The sequence below is a fragment of the Bacillus cereus group sp. BfR-BA-01380 genome (assembly GCF_022663535.1).
In the GTDB taxonomy this organism is placed as follows: Bacteria; Bacillota; Bacilli; order Bacillales; family Bacillaceae_G; genus Bacillus_A; species Bacillus_A cereus_BB.
Window position 1 is genome coordinate 153,636 of the sequence record NZ_JAKUFS010000004.1, and the last position, 17,102, is coordinate 170,737.

Below are 17,102 nucleotides of genomic sequence, written 5' to 3' on the forward strand. Positions count from 1 at the left end.
TAGGAGAAAGGTGATGACAATGAAATTAGTGAAACCAACACACCAGCATAGTAAACAAATCATGGCTTATCGGGAGGCATTCCTAAAATCAAGAGAACAACCGTATGGTAGTTGTTCCTTACAACATTTTGATTCCATTGACGAATGGCTTGAAAAAGTCAAAATTCAAGAAAAAGGACAAGATTTACCACCAAATCGAGTTCCATCCACTCAGTTTTTGAGCATTGAAAAGGGGAATTTAGTCGGTTTCATTAACATCCGCCATCGATTAACACCAGAATTACTGGTGGAGAGCGGACATATCGGTTATAGTGTGCACCCCGACGAACGTCGAAAGGGTTACGCTGCTGAACAACTTCGGCTTTCCTTATTTGAAGCGAAAAAATTAGGATTAGAGAAAGTGCTGATAACTTGTGACAAGGCAAATATCGGCTCTGCCAAAACCATTCAAAGAGCTGGGGGTATCTTAGAGAATGAAGTAATTTCCCCTGATACCGGCGAAATTGTTCAGCGTTATTGGATTGAACTATGATGTAGTAAATTTTCAAAAATCATACTTGAAATCGTATCGAAACTGGATCATAACGAAAAGAAAAATCGGAGTGAGCAATCACTCCGAAAAAAGTCTAACTTAGCAATAAGAATAGTAATTTTATTGGTTGTTGAAGCTGAAATGAAGTCTCAAAGTTAAGAGATATCCATGCTTTCTTCCTTCAATGGATTACAACTTTAAATGTTAACAAAATTTGAAATATGTACACAGAATAAAAACAGTTAATTAATAATATATTGACCCCTTTATAGAAAGTACTATAAAATTGAAAGCGATAACAAACGTTTTCCTAAAAAGGTTTTCTATGATCTTTTGATATTTAGAGATATAACAAGGAATAAGTAAATCTTTTTTTTTGAGGTTTAATGCAAACGTTTTCGTGAATTTTTGTTATTTCTTTTTATGTTTGATTTTCTTATTAAAAGATCATTGAAATAAATACGAATACATTCAATATGGGGGTGTTATAAAAGAGATTTTTAGATTAACTTAAGCAGTGTTACTTAGTTAGTAACACATAGTTTTGAAATGAACATAATCAATTGTTCGTAATATTTTAAGAAAGGGTGAATGGAGTGCAAATTACAAAAAAATTAATAAACAAGACGATGTTATTGCTTACTGTAATTGTCATGCTATTATCTGGTTTTTCTTTTCAGATTGCGAAAGCAGATTCAAATACGAAAACAACTGAAATTATCATTCATTATAAGGAGAAGTCTGGAAATACAAAAGATTGGAATCTTTGGATGTGGGGCGAAAATGCGAGTGGCAGATCCTATGAATTTACTGGGGAAGATGAGTTTGGTAAGTATGCTAAGGTAAAGATTGATGGTAACTATAATCGTGTAGGATTTATAGTTCGTACGAATGAATGGGAAAAAGATGGTGGTGATCGTTGGATTGAAAATATTAAGGATGGCCGTGCTGAAGTATGGGTTCTTTCTGGCGATGATAAAGTATACAATTCTAAACCTTCTTCTGAACTTTCTATTCAGAAGGCCACTATTGATAGTTTCAATGAAATCACTATAACTACCAATGCTCCATTCAATAGTAAGGAGCAAAAAATTGAAATTGAGGGCGTTAACATAGAGAAAGTTAGTCCTTATGATACAAATAATGGAGATATGACCAATAAGGTCAAAATCATTACAGAAAAGAATCTTGATTTAAAAAAAACATACAAAATCAAAATGGGAAATTCCATTGAAGCTAATACTGAAATTGGTAAAGTAATTCGTAGCGAGGAATTTGATCATTTATTTTATTATGATGGTAATGATTTAGGCAATATATATACGCCATGGGAAACAAAGTTCCGTTTGTGGGCTCCTACTGCGAGTGAGGCAAAGTTGGTCGCTTACAAAAAATGGAGTGATGAAAAAGGTACTGAAATAAACATGGGACAAGGTGAAAAAGGAACTTGGACGGCAAAGCTTAAAGGTGATCAAAAGGGCCTTTTTTATACATATAAGGTGAAGATTGGGGACAAATGGACTGAGGCTGTTGATCCATATGTGCGTGCTGCTTCTGTTAACGGTGATAAAGGAGCAGTCGTTGATTTAAAAGAAGTAAATCCGAAAAATTGGAAGGGAAATAAAAAGCCGGAATTTAAAAAGCCGGAAGATGCTATTATTTATGAGTTACAAGTACGTGATCTTTCCATTCAACCTGAAAGTGGTATTAAACAAAAAGGAAAATATCTTGGTGTAACAGAAAAAGGAACGAGAGGACCCGAAGGCGTAAAAACAGGTCTTGATCATATTAAGGATCTTGGTGTTACTCATGTCCAGTTTTTACCGATATTTGATTATGCTTCAGTAAATGAAGAAAAATTAAATGAACCACAATATAACTGGGGATATGATCCGAAAAATTACAATGTACCAGAAGGCTCATATTCTACTAATCCTTATGAGCCCACTGTTCGAATTACTGAATTAAAGCAGATGATTCAAACACTACATGATAATAATCTTCGTGTTGTGATGGACGTTGTATATAATCATATGTACAACGCAGCTGAATCCAATTTCCACAAGTTGGTTCCAGGTTATTATTATCGTTACAACGAGGATGGTTCACTTGCAAATGGAACTGGCGTAGGAAATGATACGGCTTCTGAACGAAAGATGATGAGAAAATTCATGGTAGATTCCGTCACGTATTGGGCAAAAGAGTATAATTTAGATGGATTCCGCTTTGATTTGATGGGTATTCATGACGTCGAAACAATGAATGCGATACGTAAAGCCGTTAATAAAATTGATCCTTCTATTATTATTCATGGAGAAGGGTGGGATTTAAATACCCCTCTTGCGTCTGAGTTGAAGGCAACTCAAAAAAATGCGGGAAAAATGAAAGGAATCGCTCATTTTAATGACGATATTCGTGATGGATTGAAAGGCAGTGTATTTGAGGATAAGGATAATGGTTTTGTGAACGGAAAACAAAACATGGAAGAACGCATTAAAAAAGGAATTACGGCTGGTATGGACTATGATAAAAAAGTGTCTACTTATCAGGATCCTGAGCAGGTTCTGACATATGTTGAAGCACACGACAACAATACATTATGGGATAAGCTTGCGTTGACGAATCCTGGCGACAGTGAAGAAGTACGTAAACAAATGCACAAGTTGTCTTCTTCCATCATATTAACATCGCAAGGGATTCCATTCTTGCATGCAGGTCAAGAGTTCATGCGTACAAAATATGGTGATCATAATAGCTACAAATCTCCTGATTCTATTAACCAGATGGATTGGGTGCGCCGCGCGGCATTTGGTAAAGAAGTAGATTATATGAAAGGCTTAATAGAGTTGCGTAACAACCATTCAGCTTTTCGCATGACATCTGCTGAACAAATAAAAAAACATCTAGCGTTCATTGATGCGCCAAAAAATGTTGTAGCTTATACAATAGATGGCAAAGCAAATGGTAATAAAAACGAATATTTTGTTGTAGCTCACAATGCGAATAGAGAAGCCGTGGAAATTACTCTTCCATCAAAAGGTCCTTGGAAAGTACTAGTAGATGGTGAACATGCAGGAAATAAAGTGCTTTATGTTTTCCATGATAATAAGATTAAGGTTCCTGTATTAAGTTCATTTGTTTTAAAAACAGAAAAACCGATCAAATAAGAATAGATTATATAAAAGGAAATCTTACTTAAAAGATCCACTAACCATATCGGGAGTGCAACAGGTTCCTTGTTATAGACTATAAAGGGGGACCGCCACATGCCCATCAAGCTAAGGTTTAGAAGTACCCCCTAAACGAAAATTTTACTTCTTTATAGATGAAAGTTCATCTCATTTTTTTTATTTTGGAGAACGGTAAATTTCTTGACTTGCTGGCGATGGGGTACCGTCAGCATTTCGGAAAACCCCCACGCTAAGAGTATGCAGAATTTTATACAGTTTTTCGGCTAATCCAGTAACAAGCGAAAACACGAAAAACCACACCATGATAGGAATGTATAAAAAATTGTATAGATTGATAAAAAGAGAAAAAAGTGGATTCCTTATGAGGGCAAGGATTCCACCTTGTCCTTGCTACCGATAATGATGCGTTATGTTAACCTCACATGAATAGAATATACAGATGAAAATCTGCTAATTTTTTTCATGTCCTATGATAAAATGGTTGTAAATGGAAACGTATACAAACATTAGAAAATGTATAGGAGTGACTACATGGAAAAAATAAAAAAAGGATTAGGGTTACTTGCAACTATAATAATTGAAGCTGGGATTGTGTATGTATTATCTAAAATCTTAGGATGGAGTTTTATCGATCTAACTTTCTTCGCTGGAATATGTTTTGTTATTATTACATATTACTTTAGCTCTAAAGGCGGATTTTCTAGCAACAGTGTTCGCCTTCAAGCTCAAGCTAGATTTGGTATTAAAGTAGAGGAAGAAGAATTTGAATTACGTGTAGATCCTATTTTAATAGGATCAATTGTCTATACAATATTATCTTTAATACTTGTAGTAATAAGTTATTGGAGTTATTTTATCAAGTAATTTTTACTTTCAATGCTGATATTAATCAACTTCCAATAACGATCATTATGTAAATGAGCTTTCATATGGGCAGCTCATTGTATTTTTTGCTTAGCGTGGGTTTTTTCCAAAATGCTAGTGATACCCTATAAAGTAAAAGATAGAAATATTCATATTATTATCAATAAATTAACTCTAAATATGATAATATGGATATTGTGGAAAAAAGATGAAGAATTGTAGAAAATATACTAGAACGAAAAGTGAGAAGTCTTTTATTGGACGAACAAAAGTTTAAGGGGAGTTTAAAAATGGCTATAAAAGTAATAAGGGCAACAGGTATGATGGGGATGGCTACAAGAGTAGCTTTAAAAGTGGATAATGAAGTTGTGATGAAATTAGCAAATAATGAGGAGTACACGCTCCCTTCTGATGTAAAAGAAGCGAAGATAAAAGCAAATCAATTGTTTTTCGGAAGTAAAGAAAAGCAAGTGAAAAGCGGCGATATAGTCAAAATTAAGATTAATGGTATAGCCATGTTATTGTATATAGTAATGTTAATAGGAGTAGTATATAGTTCCATGATTGATCGTAGTGTTATTTTGTTTGCTTTTATCGTAAGTTTGGTAACGTTGGTGTATTCAATAAAAAATTGGTTCAAGTTAGAAGTTAAATAACAGAAAACAGCAGAGATTTTAAAAACTCTGCTGTTTTTTTACATAATAATTGTTTAAATCATGTTCCGTATCCCTTAGTGAGTGTCAATGAAATGTAGAAAATGAATTGAGGATTCAGTAGAACAAGATTGAATAGTTGGAAATAACGCTGCGGATAGAATTAGGAGGTACATTATGAATTATAAAGAACAACTTGCTATTTTATATAAGATGCGCTTTATGGAAAATGAAGGTGATGATATTGAAAAGTTTGAAGAAATATTAAATGACTTATCATTTCATGCAGGAAATGAGGTGATTCCAGAGCTTTGTAAAATATTTGAAGATGAAATAGCAGAACCTTCTGCAGACGATTATGTAATTGAAACTATTTTTTATATTGCAAGCCGGAATGGATTAGAAGATGGACTTGTACAGTTAGCGAGTGGAATAGCAAATATGTTACCTCAGGCAGAATTTTGGGCTGATAGAATTCATCGAACGCTTTTACATTCAGAAGAACTAATTTTTCCCTATATTAAAGCATTACAACAGATTGATAAACATACAAAACAAATAGTGAGAGCTATTTTATGTAATATAAAGAGTGAAGTGCCAGAGTTATATGCGGTAAAGGTTGATTTTATATTAAATCATTCCGCCATCAATGAAGTAAATTGAAACTTTATAAAAGAAATTGAATGACAGTGCTACGATCATTTTTCTAGATTCTACATGATTTAGGAAGGGAATTGTAGGAGAATCACAAATCATTGCAACATCGTTTGCAGATCTACTTGAAAGATTTATATATAAATCCAAATTGAAAACTTAACATAAACCCCTTTTCTTTTTAGATGGTCGAGAGCGTCTGGCCATGCGTAGAAGCGGTCAGTTCCTTTTTCTTCTGCGTGCGAAGTTCAAACAAAGAGAGAAAGAAAGTAGCAGGTTATTTTTTGCTTGGCATGGCGGCGACTTGTGTGTTGGAAAGTCAAGATGGATTTATATACATAAAAAGGGGAAGTATTGGTATTGGCTGCAGAGTGATTTTGTATCATTTGGAGATGCTTATGATGAATTTATATAACCATTCATAAAAGGGGAGTGCATTGGTATGAATAACGAAAGAGACGATTATAATATTATATTACTTTGTGGTTTTATGTTTAATACAACTATGTGGATAATGATGAAATTTGTAACCTGGGGTGAATTTACCAATGAAGGATTTGACGGAACAGCAGAATTCATAAACACGTACATATTAAATCCATCAGCTATAATTGGTTATATCATACTTCTTGTACTTTGGGTAAGACGGTTTATTAAAAACGTGAAAAATAGCAGGAAAACGAAAAATAAGAAAATTAATTTAAACAAAGAGTAGTGAAGTGAAAGGGGTAGTAACGTGTTACCGTTTTGGAGAGAATATGTAATTAGATTAGTAGAATTCGGTTTGCAATTATGGTTCATTGTTATGTTTATAAGACTATTAATACAGAAAAAGAGATTAAGAGATTCAAAGGTAACTTATATTTCATATGGACTAGCATTTCTTTTCTCATTTATTATGATGGGAGCAAGTGGATTTATAGGTTTACCTACTAAAACTTTAATTTACTTAGGTTATGGGTTTAATTTTAACGTGCTTGTTTTCAGTTACTTCGTTTTCAAAAATATGGTAGACGTACTGAAGGATTTTAAACCAGGTGCATATCTTATGAAGTTTTTGAAATACTTGTTCCTCATACTATCTATCTTATCAGCCATTAGTTTCTTATTTAAATCACTTGTAGTGCTACTAACTGTTTAAATAACTAAAATGTATTAGAAAAGGACAAACCTTTCTAGTGTAATACTTTTACACCAGAGGTTTGTCCTTTTTTTGTTCCTAAAATTCGAGATAATTTAAGACTTAATGTCTTATTATAGTATCATTTCGTCAACGCCTCACTTTAGCACAGCACGACGGATAACCTGCTTAGCGAAAGGAAATTATCAAAAAGGGTACTATAAAACAGAACAAGCCTAAGAAATGGATAAGGAGTGAGTGAGCGATGGACAACATGATGATTGCGGGCAACTTTGGTTCGCAAAGCAGAACTGCTCAAAAAACGGTTGGTCAGTATTTGTTCGATTGCCTGAAACTGGAGGGCATTAGCGAAATTTTCGGCGTCGCAGGGGACTATAATTTTACACTTCTTGATACTTTGGAGCGTTATAACGGCATCCGGTTTATAGAAGGACGGAACGAACTAAACTCGGGTTATGCCGCAGATGGTTATGCAAGAATTAAAGGAATATCCGCTCTTATTACGACATTCGGGGTCGGAGAGCTCAGCGCCTGCAATGCGATAGCGGGAGCCAACAGCGAGCACGTGCCAATAATTCACATTGTGGGTGCGCCTCCTGAGAAAGATCAAAAAGAGCACAAGCTGATGCACCACACTTTAATGGATGGGAATTTTGATGTCTTTCGCAAGGTGTATGAGCAGATTACGGCTTATACCGCGGTGATTACGCCGGAAAACGCTAAGATTGAAATTCCAGCTGCGATTCGCATTGCTAAGGAAAAGAAAAAGCCGGTATACCTGGTTGTGGCCGATGATTTAGTGAACAAGCCAATCAAGTTTCGGGAAGAGCCGGTACCGCCACGTCCAACGTCCAACATGAAAGCCCTTCAGGCTGCGGAGGATCATGTTCGTCGGCTGCTGGAGCGTGCCAAACGACCAGTTATCCTGGTGGATGTGAAAACAATGCGTTTTGGCCTTCAGACAGCAGCTCGGCAGCTGGCCGACGCCATGAACGTGCCTGTTGTAACGATGATGTTCGGTAAGGGGGCATTCGACGAAACCCATCCAAATTATATCGGAATGTACCTAGGCTCTTTCGGAGGTTCTGAAGTCCAAAGTACGGTGGAAAATGCAGATTGTATCATTGCAATCGGCATGGTATGGGCGGACAACAACACCGCGAATTTTACCGCAAAGCTGAACCCGCTGATGACTGTCAATATTCAACCGGACATGGTTAAGATTGCCGAGGCAGAATATCCGAATGTTCTTGCAGCCGACATGCTGCTTGCCGTGCAGAAAGTGGGTTACACGGGCCAAGGTTTGTCAGGAAAATTGTCATTCCCTTACGATCAATTCACAATGAGTGTCGACGAGCCTCTAATGGCCGCCGGCTATTATCCCCGTTTTCAGCGCATGTTGAAAGAGGGCGATATTGTGATCGCCGAGACCGGGACATTCTATAATGGAATGGCAGAGGTGAGACTGCCGGGCAATGTAACATATATTGGGCAAGGAGGATGGCAGTCCATCGGTTACGCAACTCCCTCGGCGTTTGGTGCTATGATGGCCGCGCCGGAACGCCGAGTGTTGCTGTTTACAGGTGACGGCGCCCTGCAGCTAACAGCCCAGGAAATCAGTTCTATGCTCTATTACGGCTGCAAGCCTATAATCTTTGTCTTGAACAACGATGGTTATACAATCGAGAAATATTTGAATGTCAAAACAGAGGATCAAAAGTACAACCAAATCCCTCAATGGTCTTACACCAAGCTGGCTGAAGCTTTTGGAGGTAACGCGTTTACCGTTACGGTCCGGACCTGTGGAGAACTTGATCAGGCTATAATCCAAGCTGAAACGGAAAGTACGGAAAGACTCTGTATCATTGAAATGATCGCAGGGAATCCGATGGACGCACCTAAATATATGCAACGGATGCGCAGTTATATGGAGAAGCAGGAAATGCAGCGCAGCCGGAAATAGCCCCGAATAACAAGAATGTTCCTGAAAGATGAATCTAATCTTTAAAGGGGACCCTTAAAAAATGGTTATGTAGAAAATTAGCATTTTTTAACTTAATCACTAAACATCGCCATCAAGTTAAAAAATTTGTTTTATCCTAAAGCAAAAAAATGAACTTAATTTGTAACTACTCAGTCACGCTATGAAAAACCGATAGAAAAGCATGTTTTTAAGTGGCTAGGGAAGGACTGGCTATATATAGTAGCGGTCAGGGCCCTTTCCTGCCACATGCAATGTTTTAAAACAAAGGGAGAAAGCGAACACAGGTCGTGTTGCAGTCTGCAAAATAGCAACCTCAACCTATATGTCGAAAAATTAAAATGGATTTATATGTGTTCGGGAAAATACGCACATTACTTTCAAGTGGCTTATAGATTCCAAAGTCGGTATTGTACATTTCATTTTCCTTTTCAAAAGTTAAGCTACCACCTTCTGTTGTAAAGGCAGCAAGCCCTGTCTTATAGATTGCACCCGTTTCAAGGTTGGCCCTAGATATACAATGACCTACGTTTGGTGCAAGTTTACCGCCTGTCACATCAGGTACCTCACTCCTAAACTCAGCAATAAAAACCTCTCCAATAGGACCGAAAGAAGGATCAAAATTAAAATTGAACATCCCCTAGAAAAAGCGTCTAATTTTTAAATATTTATTAGAGGAGCAATCCTCATTCCAATTGATTACTAACAGGTAATACTGCATAAAGCATAAAGGAATGAATAGTTATATATAAATCCAACTTGACTTTCCAACACACAAGTCGCCGCCATGCCAAGCAAAAAATAGCCTGCTACTTTCTTTCTCCCTTTGTTTGAACTTCGCATGTGGCAGAAAAAGGCCCTGGCCGCTTCTACGTATGCCAGATGCTCTCGACCATTTAAAAAGAAAAGGGGTTTATGTCAGGTTTTTAAGTTGGATTTATATAGAAAGTGACAGATTGGATATTTTAGGGGGTGATTTTCATCAATCGGTTTGTTCGTTATTGGTATCAATCGATGATAGAGATAGATGGGAATTATATTTATGTAAGAAAGATGGCCCTTGCAACCAAGTTAGTTATTACAGCCTTACTGAGTACATTTGCCACTATGTTTCAATCAGCGGGTGGCTTTATGCCTGGTATAGGCTATCTGATTAGTTTTCTAGCGACATTACCAATTTTTTTAGCTACTTGCTTTACTATCCGCCAGGGAATCCTCTCTTATATCCTTACGATTTTCCTTTTATTTATTATTCAGCCGAGTGAATTAATTATCTTTCCTTTTACAACAGGTTTATTAGGTATAGCGATGGGTGTGGGCTTTTTACAATTGAAGAGGAGAATTTTGGTTGTTTCCTTTTCATCACTATGTCTACTTACGGGTATTATGATGATTCTGTATGTATTCCGTTTTCCTGTGCTAGGCCCTACTGTTGATACAACAATGGATTTAAAGGTTATTGCAATACTATTTATATTGAGTTTTCTTTACTGTTGGATCTTCGCAGAGCTTTGTAGAATAATCATGGATAGATTGTGCCGGGCATTGCCTAAAAGTTGAGTAAAATCTTTTTGAACGAATAAGCGTTGTAATCAAGGATGTTGTTTATCGTTTTTTAAATCAGTCTACATTTAATATAAATGCAAAAACGGACCAATATTAAAAGGAAATTCCCCTAAATCCCCGTCCTTAATTTGATACTAATAGAACAGTTCTAATCATATTCTTATAGAAGAAAATAATAAGAAGGAGTGTAAAATTAGTTGATAAAAGTTAAGGTTAGTTTACGACCTATTGTAAGTAGGATAAATTTACCTACCGTTTTGAAAACAACTATACTTCCAGGTGACTCAATGGAAAGATTATTTATTGCAACCCAGGTTGGAGAGATCTTTTACATAGGAAACGGAGTTATAAAGACCTTTTTAGATATTCGCTCGCAAATTATAAAATTAGGTAATTCTGAACAAGGTGTTTCTGGTAGTGGATATGATGAACGGGGATTGCTAGGGCTAGCGTTTCATCCAGAATTTTATTATAACGGTTTATTTTATCTTCATTATTCAGTAGCTGGAACACAAGGTCCAGGGGCTCTCTCTGAACATTTTAAGCCTAACCCGTGTGATTCCAGTACTTTAAACTTAAGGTGGATAAATAGAGAAACTCAATATGATCATATTGATACAGTTGAAGAATGGATTTTACAATCGAACAGTCAACCTCAAAAACGCCGGACATTACTTAACATAAGAAGACCATTTTTTAATCATAATGGTGTCAATAGCTTAAACTTTTCACCTGAAACCGGAAAACTTGTTTTAACAACTGGAGATGGTGGAGCAGGCTATGATCCGTTTAATTTAAGTCAGGACGATATGGAGATAGCTGGTAAAATAATTGAAATTGATGTAGCCAAGAATACATTTATCAATAATCCCCCCGTAGTAACACGTTTTAATGAACTTCCCGCACCTATTCAGGAAACGCTTACGGTAATTGCCAAAGGGGTTCGCAATATAACAGGCATTTCATTTCAAAGGTTTTCTAATCAGTATATCAAATATGTGGGAAATGTCGGACAGGATTTGGTAGAGTCGATTTTTTCATTTGTTCATTATAATCCAATACCGGTTACTCAGCTTATTCAAGCTTCTTTAATGAGATCTAAACCTGACCAAGAAGGATTTATTAACTTTGGCTGGCGGGGGTGGGAAGGTGCTTTTCCTACTTCGTTTATAAGGAGTTGTTCTGCAAATCCGACTTTGGATGAGAAAACAATTGCTTATTACAATGAAGCAGTAAAAACTTTAGTAGGGCGTCTTCAGCCTTTAACTAGTTATTTCCATAAAGATCCCCGGCCCGGCAAGTTTGGGGGAACTGCACTTACGGGAGTCCAGCCATATATGGGGAATGGAATCCCCAATTTAACGGGAAGCGTTGTATTTATCGATTTTGCCCAGAAAGAAGAATCTCGACCTCCGGTTAGAGGGGGGTTAGCTTATACAAGGGTAAGGACAGATTGTAAACAAAATGATTTTAGTGTTATTGAAACCGATTATAATTTTGGGTCTCAACCAGCTTATTATGTTAATTTGGGAACGAATTTGGATCAAACCAGACTATATTTAGGGGTTTATGGCTCTATGAAAGTGACTGATTTTAATCAAGGTACTGTTTTTGAAATTGTTCCGTGATTTATAACTATAAAATTCGGTGGCTAGGGTATGATACTTCTACAATACATACGAATCCTCATACAAAAGTATTTATTTGTAACTACTCAGTTACTTTATGAAAAACCGACAGAAAAGCATTTTTTTTAATGGGCGAGAGGGACTGGCAATGCATAGGAGCGGTCAGGGCCTTTTCCTGCCCCGTGCAAGGTTTGAAAACAAAAGTAGACAATACGTGCAGGTGCCTGCCCCGTTTGCGTGACAGCAGTCTATATGCTAAAGAGTGAATTTATAAGTAATAGTGAGACACATCTTCACTAGAATCATACCCTTTTCTAAATTTCTAAAAGGTATAGCTGAGTAGTTACATTTATTTAATAAAATTAAGAAGCATAACTTCGCATTTTATGCCGGTTTATGCTTCTTTTTATGCAAGAATGTGTTTTTCAAAAGTTATGTAAAAAAGACTCTTGTTATTGTTTTTAAATTCTTATTGAAGATATCGCGTATTAAGTGGGTATAAATTTGTCATTTAATTTGCATTCAAACTCATGCATCAGAACTCATATTTTCGTTCTTGCTTTTTGGAAATATTTCATTACTTGTAACTGTACTTTTACTTGAAGAGTTCGTAATCACAAAAATCCCCCCCATAACCAATAGCATACCGAAAATATGATACCAGAAAAGAGGTTCATGTAAGATAAGGGCTGATAAAACGACGGTGCTTATCGGCATTAAAGCAGTAAATACTGCTGCGGTTCCCGCTGATACTACTTCTAATCCTTGGTTCATCAATAGAACTGCTAACACAGTAATTACAACCCCTGTATATAGTACTAGCGACCATATCAATGGAGATACAGTAAAAAAGTTAAAATGTAAGGACTGATACATGGCCAAAGGCAAAAATAATACGGCGCCTGTCAAACTCATAATTGTCGTTATTGTTAAAGGTCTTAAAGATGTGGAAATTAATTTTCCAAATGAAAAGAAAACTGCTTCTCCAATAACAGCGCAAAAGATTAGTATATTTCCTATTAATGAATGTGAGTTTTCATTAAAATTTAAAAATTGTCCAAAAACATTAATAGATAATGTACCTAAAATGGTTAAAAGAATTCCTCCTATTTTATGAATTCCTAGTTTTTCTTTTAGAAAAAAATAAGAGATTACAGCCATTATCGCAGGTGTACAACTCATAATAATGCCGCTGTCTAAAGCTGTTGTTTTTCTTAGTCCATATAACGTGCATATGCTAAATAAGAACACACCTATAAAACTTTGAAGAAAAAATATGATGTAATCCTTTTTTACGAGTTTCGGCATTTTTTCCCCTTTATATAAAAATAAAGGAAGTAGTATGAGGCTAGCAATTAATAATCTAAGCTCAGAAGCAATAAATATGGGAAGTTCTTTAATAATGAATTTATTAACAACCACAAAGCTTCCAATTGCAATCATTGCAAATGAAATTTGAATATAAGCAAATGTTTGTTTAGACATAAAGAATTCCTTTCTTAATAAATTTTCACTATTAAGTAGTTTTATTTGTAATGTTGCTTGCTGTTGTTTTGATATGTAACTGTTTACATACGATTAAATTTTTTTGGATTTCTATAAGTTGGAAAATTCTTTTGTGTATATAAACCAAAAATTTCTAAAAATCATAACTAACCGTAGCATAATATAGCTTAGATTTGCAAAATAAAAAATTGAGTATGATTTGAGAAATTTATCCAGAGTAATTATTCATAAAACAGAAAAAATGTTATACGGTTATATTTTGAAAAAAACTCCTATTTTAGAATCGTATGTATATCCCTTTGTTTTATTTGAATGCTTGTATTTTCAATAGATTTTCTGGGTATTCACTTTAATGTTGAGAAAAATAATTATATTCCAAATATTATTGACGATTCGTTTTACTAATAATACCATTAACAACGTGATAGGCAAGCTTCAAATTGGCAGCTAAACTTTATGAAATGGCAGTGTAGCCAAGTGGTAAGGCATAGGTCTGCAAAACCTAATTCCTTGGTTCAAATCCAAGCACTGCCTCTATCCATTTTAAGGGGGATAACATATGTCAAATTCAATTCATGTAAAAAAGAAAGGAATTCATCAATTAGTTGCATCAGAAGAAGAAATGATTAAATTAATCAGTGAAGAATTAAAAAATACCACTCAAGAAAAATTAGTAATTATGTCAGGGCATTTTATGCTTTTCTTTAATGAAGAAACGAATAACTTAACTCCTGGAATTACCGAAGAGCAGAAAACAGACATAATGAAAGAGAGGATTTCACGCAGAGTAGGTATATTCCCTATGTATACTTGGGATATTGGAATTCAGTTAGGGGAGCAATTTTATGAACAGTTTAAAGACATTAAATTCCTGTTATTAATTAATGATTGGCAATATGTCCCTTCTACAAATGCAAGTGTTAGCGATCTTCGTAAAGAATTTTATGAAAGATATACAGAAATTCCAGAAGCTTACGTTACAAGTTTAGAAAAGAGTAAGTATTTTAATCAACAAAGTATTTTGTCTAGCCGAAAAAATCCAATCTTTTTTCCGGAAACTTGGCTTAAATATAGATTTCAAAAAAGCGCTAGTAAGCTAGTAAAAGAAGGAAAATTAGAAAAAAGAATGTTAAATGATCAAGACAATCAATCTGAAGTATCGTTTTTAGATGAAGATGGAAATTATAAAACATTAATTAGTTGCGGTGTAACTGGATGTGCAGGAGAAATTACAGAAATGATTGCTGAGGTATATAAGGCGGGTTATAGAGCATTGTTGTTATTTGCGCCTGGGGAGTGTTACCAGCCAGTACGTACAGGGATTGAAATTGCTCTTAATCTATATAATTTAACAGGTATGAAAGTTATCGTTGCAGATCCGGGAGGAAGTGGTGAAATGTCCAAGGAAGAAATCTATGAAAAGCCTATTAATTTCTCTGTGTTTTCTTCTTAATAAAGTGAAACTTTAATCAGTGGGGGTTTTCTTCATCCCCCACTGATTATCAGCCCTCACCAATCGGGCTTTTACGGGCAGTTTATCTCCCGCCTAACTTCTTAAGAAAAGCAGAAGCGGCTCGCTCAGAATCGCAGGACGCCCTCGCCCCTGACAGAGAGGCGCTTTTGGCCTCGTCCGAGGGGGAGAAACGACCGGAGATTCTAGCCGCTAAAGCTGGACAATGCTTTTGCTGAATTTTGAGGCGGGAGTATTACTGCCCACGAATAGCGGGATAAAGGAGGACAATGTTTATGAGACAAGTGTACTTAGATTATGCTGCTACCACTCCATGTCATAATAAAGTGGTTGAAGTGATGGAAAAGTACATGAAAACAGAATTTGCAAATCCATCGTCTCAGCATGTGATGGGAAAAAAAGCACAGTATGCAGTTGATCAAGCAAAAAGTAAAATTGCCACTTCTATTGGTGCTGATAAAGAAGAAATAATATTTACTTCAGGTGCAACAGAAAGTAATAACTTGGCATTATTAGGAGCCATTGATTATTATGAACAAGAACCGGTAAATGTAATTCTCTCTCCTATAGATCATAAATCGATTCTAGGAGTCGGAAAAGAGTTACAAAGAAGAGGGATTATCGTAAAATATGTGGATATTAATCGTGATGGAACGATTTGTTTAGATTCATTGCGATACTTGTTAGATGACAATACAAGGGTTGTTAGTTTTGCATATGTTAATTCTGAAATTGGGACAATTCAGCCTATCAATGAAATCTCTGCTCTATGCAGAAAGTATAAAACATTGATACATGTAGATGCTGTTCAAGCTTTTGGAAAAATACCAATCGATGTGAAAAAATTAGATATCGATGCTCTATCATTATCGGGACATAAAATTTATGGACCAAAAGGCATAGGCGTTTTATATGTAAATGAACACAAACAGAAAGATTTCCGGCCTTTACTATTTGGTGGTGAACAAACATATTTACGCAGTGGGACATTACCGACTTCGCTAATAGCTGGTCTGGGAGCAGCAAGTGATATTGCTATATTAGAACTAGAAGAAAATTATGAAAAGGTAAAGAGATTAAGAACAATTGTTGTAAAGCGAATTCAACAAGAAATACCTCATTCTTGCGTAAATGTATGCATGGAAAATAGTATACCTCATATTATAAATATAATGATTCCAAACATTAGTTCAGAAACACTTATAGCAGGTATGAGAACTGTTTCTATCTCTTCAGGATCTGCTTGTAACTCAAGTAGTTTAGAACCGTCATATGTATTACAAGAGATTGGATTAACAAAAGAAGAAGCAAATAGTTCTATTCGTATATCAATTAGTCCATATTTAAGTGAAGAAGAAGTCTTGTACGCTGTGGATGAGATTGTAGCGAAAATTAACGATATTTATTGTGTACAACAGGGTTTTTAATAATACTATCAATCAAGTTGTATAAACAATCGCTTGTCTTTCCAAATGGGCATATCTATGCCCGTTTTTTTACATATTCTAGCTGAACTGAAGTATACATGAAATTGGTGTTCCACTCGAAAGTATTGTGAAAATTTACAAGTTGCTTTTGGAGTCTTTCCTACACCAATATATATCTTTATCTTCTAATTATTATCTAATAATTGCTTTACACCATTCAATGCTTTTTCAATTCATTTATTTTTTAAAAATATGATATATCACTCCTAAAAAATTCTTGATTGTGTAGTTATTTCATAAAAAATGTTTTAGACTATCGAAAAAAGTTTTAGACTGAAATGGTGTTTTCTATACATGAAAGCACTTTATGTTAACATCAAATCGATGTATTGTAAAAAATGAAAAGTCCCTTCAGAAGATTTGAATCTGAAAGAACTTTCCATTCATATAATCCGTGTTATCAACAGTTGTTAGGCTAGATTAAAAAT

15 protein-coding genes and 1 tRNA gene are annotated in these 17,102 nt (G+C 35.4%); 14 read left to right on the top strand and 2 right to left on the bottom strand.

What is annotated here, in order from left to right:
* The first annotated feature begins 19 nt into the window (after nucleotides 1-19).
* From MR076_RS05500 to MR076_RS05540, 9 genes are all read left to right on the top strand, one after another.
* A complete protein-coding gene (locus tag MR076_RS05500; RefSeq protein ID WP_313897306.1) occupies nucleotides 20-532 on the top strand; it encodes a GNAT family N-acetyltransferase in 513 nt (170 codons plus the stop codon).
* Nucleotides 533-1,128: 596 nt separating this feature from the next.
* Nucleotides 1,129-3,699, top strand: coding sequence for a type I pullulanase (pulA, locus tag MR076_RS05505; RefSeq protein ID WP_242218472.1), 2,571 nt, complete (start codon nucleotides 1,129-1,131; stop codon nucleotides 3,697-3,699).
* A gap of 564 nt (nucleotides 3,700-4,263) precedes the next feature.
* On the top strand, nucleotides 4,264-4,587 hold the full coding sequence (locus MR076_RS05510) for a hypothetical protein (protein ID WP_242218676.1): 324 nt from the start codon (nucleotides 4,264-4,266) through the stop codon (nucleotides 4,585-4,587).
* A gap of 290 nt (nucleotides 4,588-4,877) precedes the next feature.
* Nucleotides 4,878-5,243, top strand: coding sequence for a hypothetical protein (locus MR076_RS05515; RefSeq protein ID WP_242218474.1), 366 nt, complete (start codon nucleotides 4,878-4,880; stop codon nucleotides 5,241-5,243).
* Nucleotides 5,244-5,417: 174 nt separating this feature from the next.
* Complete coding sequence (locus tag MR076_RS05520; RefSeq protein ID WP_242218476.1) at nucleotides 5,418-5,903, top strand: Imm30 family immunity protein; 486 nt, start codon at nucleotides 5,418-5,420, stop codon at nucleotides 5,901-5,903.
* 196 nt (nucleotides 5,904-6,099) lie between these two features.
* A complete protein-coding gene (locus MR076_RS05525) occupies nucleotides 6,100-6,309 on the top strand; it encodes a hypothetical protein (protein WP_242218478.1) in 210 nt (69 codons plus the stop codon).
* A 27-nt stretch (nucleotides 6,310-6,336) separates the two neighbouring features.
* Nucleotides 6,337-6,609, top strand: coding sequence for a hypothetical protein (locus tag MR076_RS05530; RefSeq protein WP_242218481.1), 273 nt, complete (start codon nucleotides 6,337-6,339; stop codon nucleotides 6,607-6,609).
* A gap of 21 nt (nucleotides 6,610-6,630) precedes the next feature.
* Nucleotides 6,631-7,035, top strand: a complete 405-nt coding sequence (locus MR076_RS05535; RefSeq protein ID WP_242218482.1) for a hypothetical protein — start codon at nucleotides 6,631-6,633, stop codon at nucleotides 7,033-7,035.
* Between the two features lie 244 nt (nucleotides 7,036-7,279).
* A complete protein-coding gene (locus MR076_RS05540; RefSeq protein WP_242218484.1) occupies nucleotides 7,280-8,998 on the top strand; it encodes an alpha-keto acid decarboxylase family protein in 1,719 nt (572 codons plus the stop codon).
* A 334-nt stretch (nucleotides 8,999-9,332) separates the two neighbouring features.
* On the opposite strand, the gene MR076_RS05545 is transcribed toward MR076_RS05540, so the two are convergent.
* Nucleotides 9,333-9,653, bottom strand: a complete 321-nt coding sequence (locus tag MR076_RS05545; protein WP_242218486.1) for a hypothetical protein — start codon at nucleotides 9,651-9,653, stop codon at nucleotides 9,333-9,335.
* Between the two features lie 344 nt (nucleotides 9,654-9,997).
* Between MR076_RS05545 and MR076_RS05550 the strand changes: the two genes are divergently transcribed.
* Both MR076_RS05550 and MR076_RS05555 read left to right on the top strand, forming a co-directional pair.
* The gene (locus MR076_RS05550; RefSeq protein WP_242218677.1) at nucleotides 9,998-10,576 is read left to right on the top strand and encodes a hypothetical protein; all 579 of its coding nucleotides are present in this window, start codon (nucleotides 9,998-10,000) and stop codon (nucleotides 10,574-10,576) included.
* A 203-nt stretch (nucleotides 10,577-10,779) separates the two neighbouring features.
* A complete protein-coding gene (locus MR076_RS05555; RefSeq protein ID WP_242218488.1) occupies nucleotides 10,780-12,210 on the top strand; it encodes a PQQ-dependent sugar dehydrogenase in 1,431 nt (476 codons plus the stop codon).
* A gap of 528 nt (nucleotides 12,211-12,738) precedes the next feature.
* On the opposite strand, the gene MR076_RS05560 is transcribed toward MR076_RS05555, so the two are convergent.
* On the bottom strand, nucleotides 12,739-13,695 hold the full coding sequence (locus MR076_RS05560; protein ID WP_242218490.1) for a DMT family transporter: 957 nt from the start codon (nucleotides 13,693-13,695) through the stop codon (nucleotides 12,739-12,741).
* 484 nt (nucleotides 13,696-14,179) lie between these two features.
* On the opposite strand from MR076_RS05560, the gene MR076_RS05565 reads away from it, so the two are divergent.
* The 3 genes from MR076_RS05565 to MR076_RS05575 all read left to right on the top strand — a co-directional run bounded on the left by MR076_RS05565 (nucleotide 14,180) and on the right by MR076_RS05575 (nucleotide 16,614).
* Nucleotides 14,180-14,250: transfer RNA gene (locus MR076_RS05565), tRNA-Cys, on the top strand.
* Between the two features lie 25 nt (nucleotides 14,251-14,275).
* Nucleotides 14,276-15,169: an LPD16 domain-containing protein gene (locus MR076_RS05570; protein ID WP_242218493.1), complete on the top strand. Its 894-nt coding sequence runs from the start codon at nucleotides 14,276-14,278 to the stop codon at nucleotides 15,167-15,169.
* Nucleotides 15,170-15,462: 293 nt separating this feature from the next.
* Entirely contained in the window at nucleotides 15,463-16,614 is a 1,152-nt protein-coding gene (locus MR076_RS05575; RefSeq protein WP_242218495.1) for a cysteine desulfurase family protein, read from the top strand.
* Nucleotides 16,615-17,102: the final 488 nt, after the last annotated feature.

What these genes read in the sequence shown, in the direction of transcription:
- MR076_RS05500 (WP_313897306.1), top strand. Translation starts at nt 20, where the DNA reads ATGAAATTAGTGAAACCAACACACCAGCATAGTAAACAAATCATGGCT.
- MR076_RS05515 (WP_242218474.1), top strand. Translation starts at nt 4,878, where the DNA reads ATGGCTATAAAAGTAATAAGGGCAACAGGTATGATGGGGATGGCTACA.
- MR076_RS05520 (WP_242218476.1), top strand. Translation starts at nt 5,418, where the DNA reads ATGAATTATAAAGAACAACTTGCTATTTTATATAAGATGCGCTTTATG.
- MR076_RS05525 (WP_242218478.1), top strand. Translation starts at nt 6,100, where the DNA reads ATGCGTAGAAGCGGTCAGTTCCTTTTTCTTCTGCGTGCGAAGTTCAAA.
- MR076_RS05530 (WP_242218481.1), top strand. Translation starts at nt 6,337, where the DNA reads ATGAATAACGAAAGAGACGATTATAATATTATATTACTTTGTGGTTTT.
- MR076_RS05540 (WP_242218484.1), top strand. Translation starts at nt 7,280, where the DNA reads ATGGACAACATGATGATTGCGGGCAACTTTGGTTCGCAAAGCAGAACT.
- MR076_RS05545 (WP_242218486.1), bottom strand. Translation starts at nt 9,653, where the DNA reads ATGTTCAATTTTAATTTTGATCCTTCTTTCGGTCCTATTGGAGAGGTT.
- MR076_RS05560 (WP_242218490.1), bottom strand. Translation starts at nt 13,695, where the DNA reads ATGTCTAAACAAACATTTGCTTATATTCAAATTTCATTTGCAATGATT.
- MR076_RS05570 (WP_242218493.1), top strand. Translation starts at nt 14,276, where the DNA reads ATGTCAAATTCAATTCATGTAAAAAAGAAAGGAATTCATCAATTAGTT.
- MR076_RS05575 (WP_242218495.1), top strand. Translation starts at nt 15,463, where the DNA reads ATGAGACAAGTGTACTTAGATTATGCTGCTACCACTCCATGTCATAAT.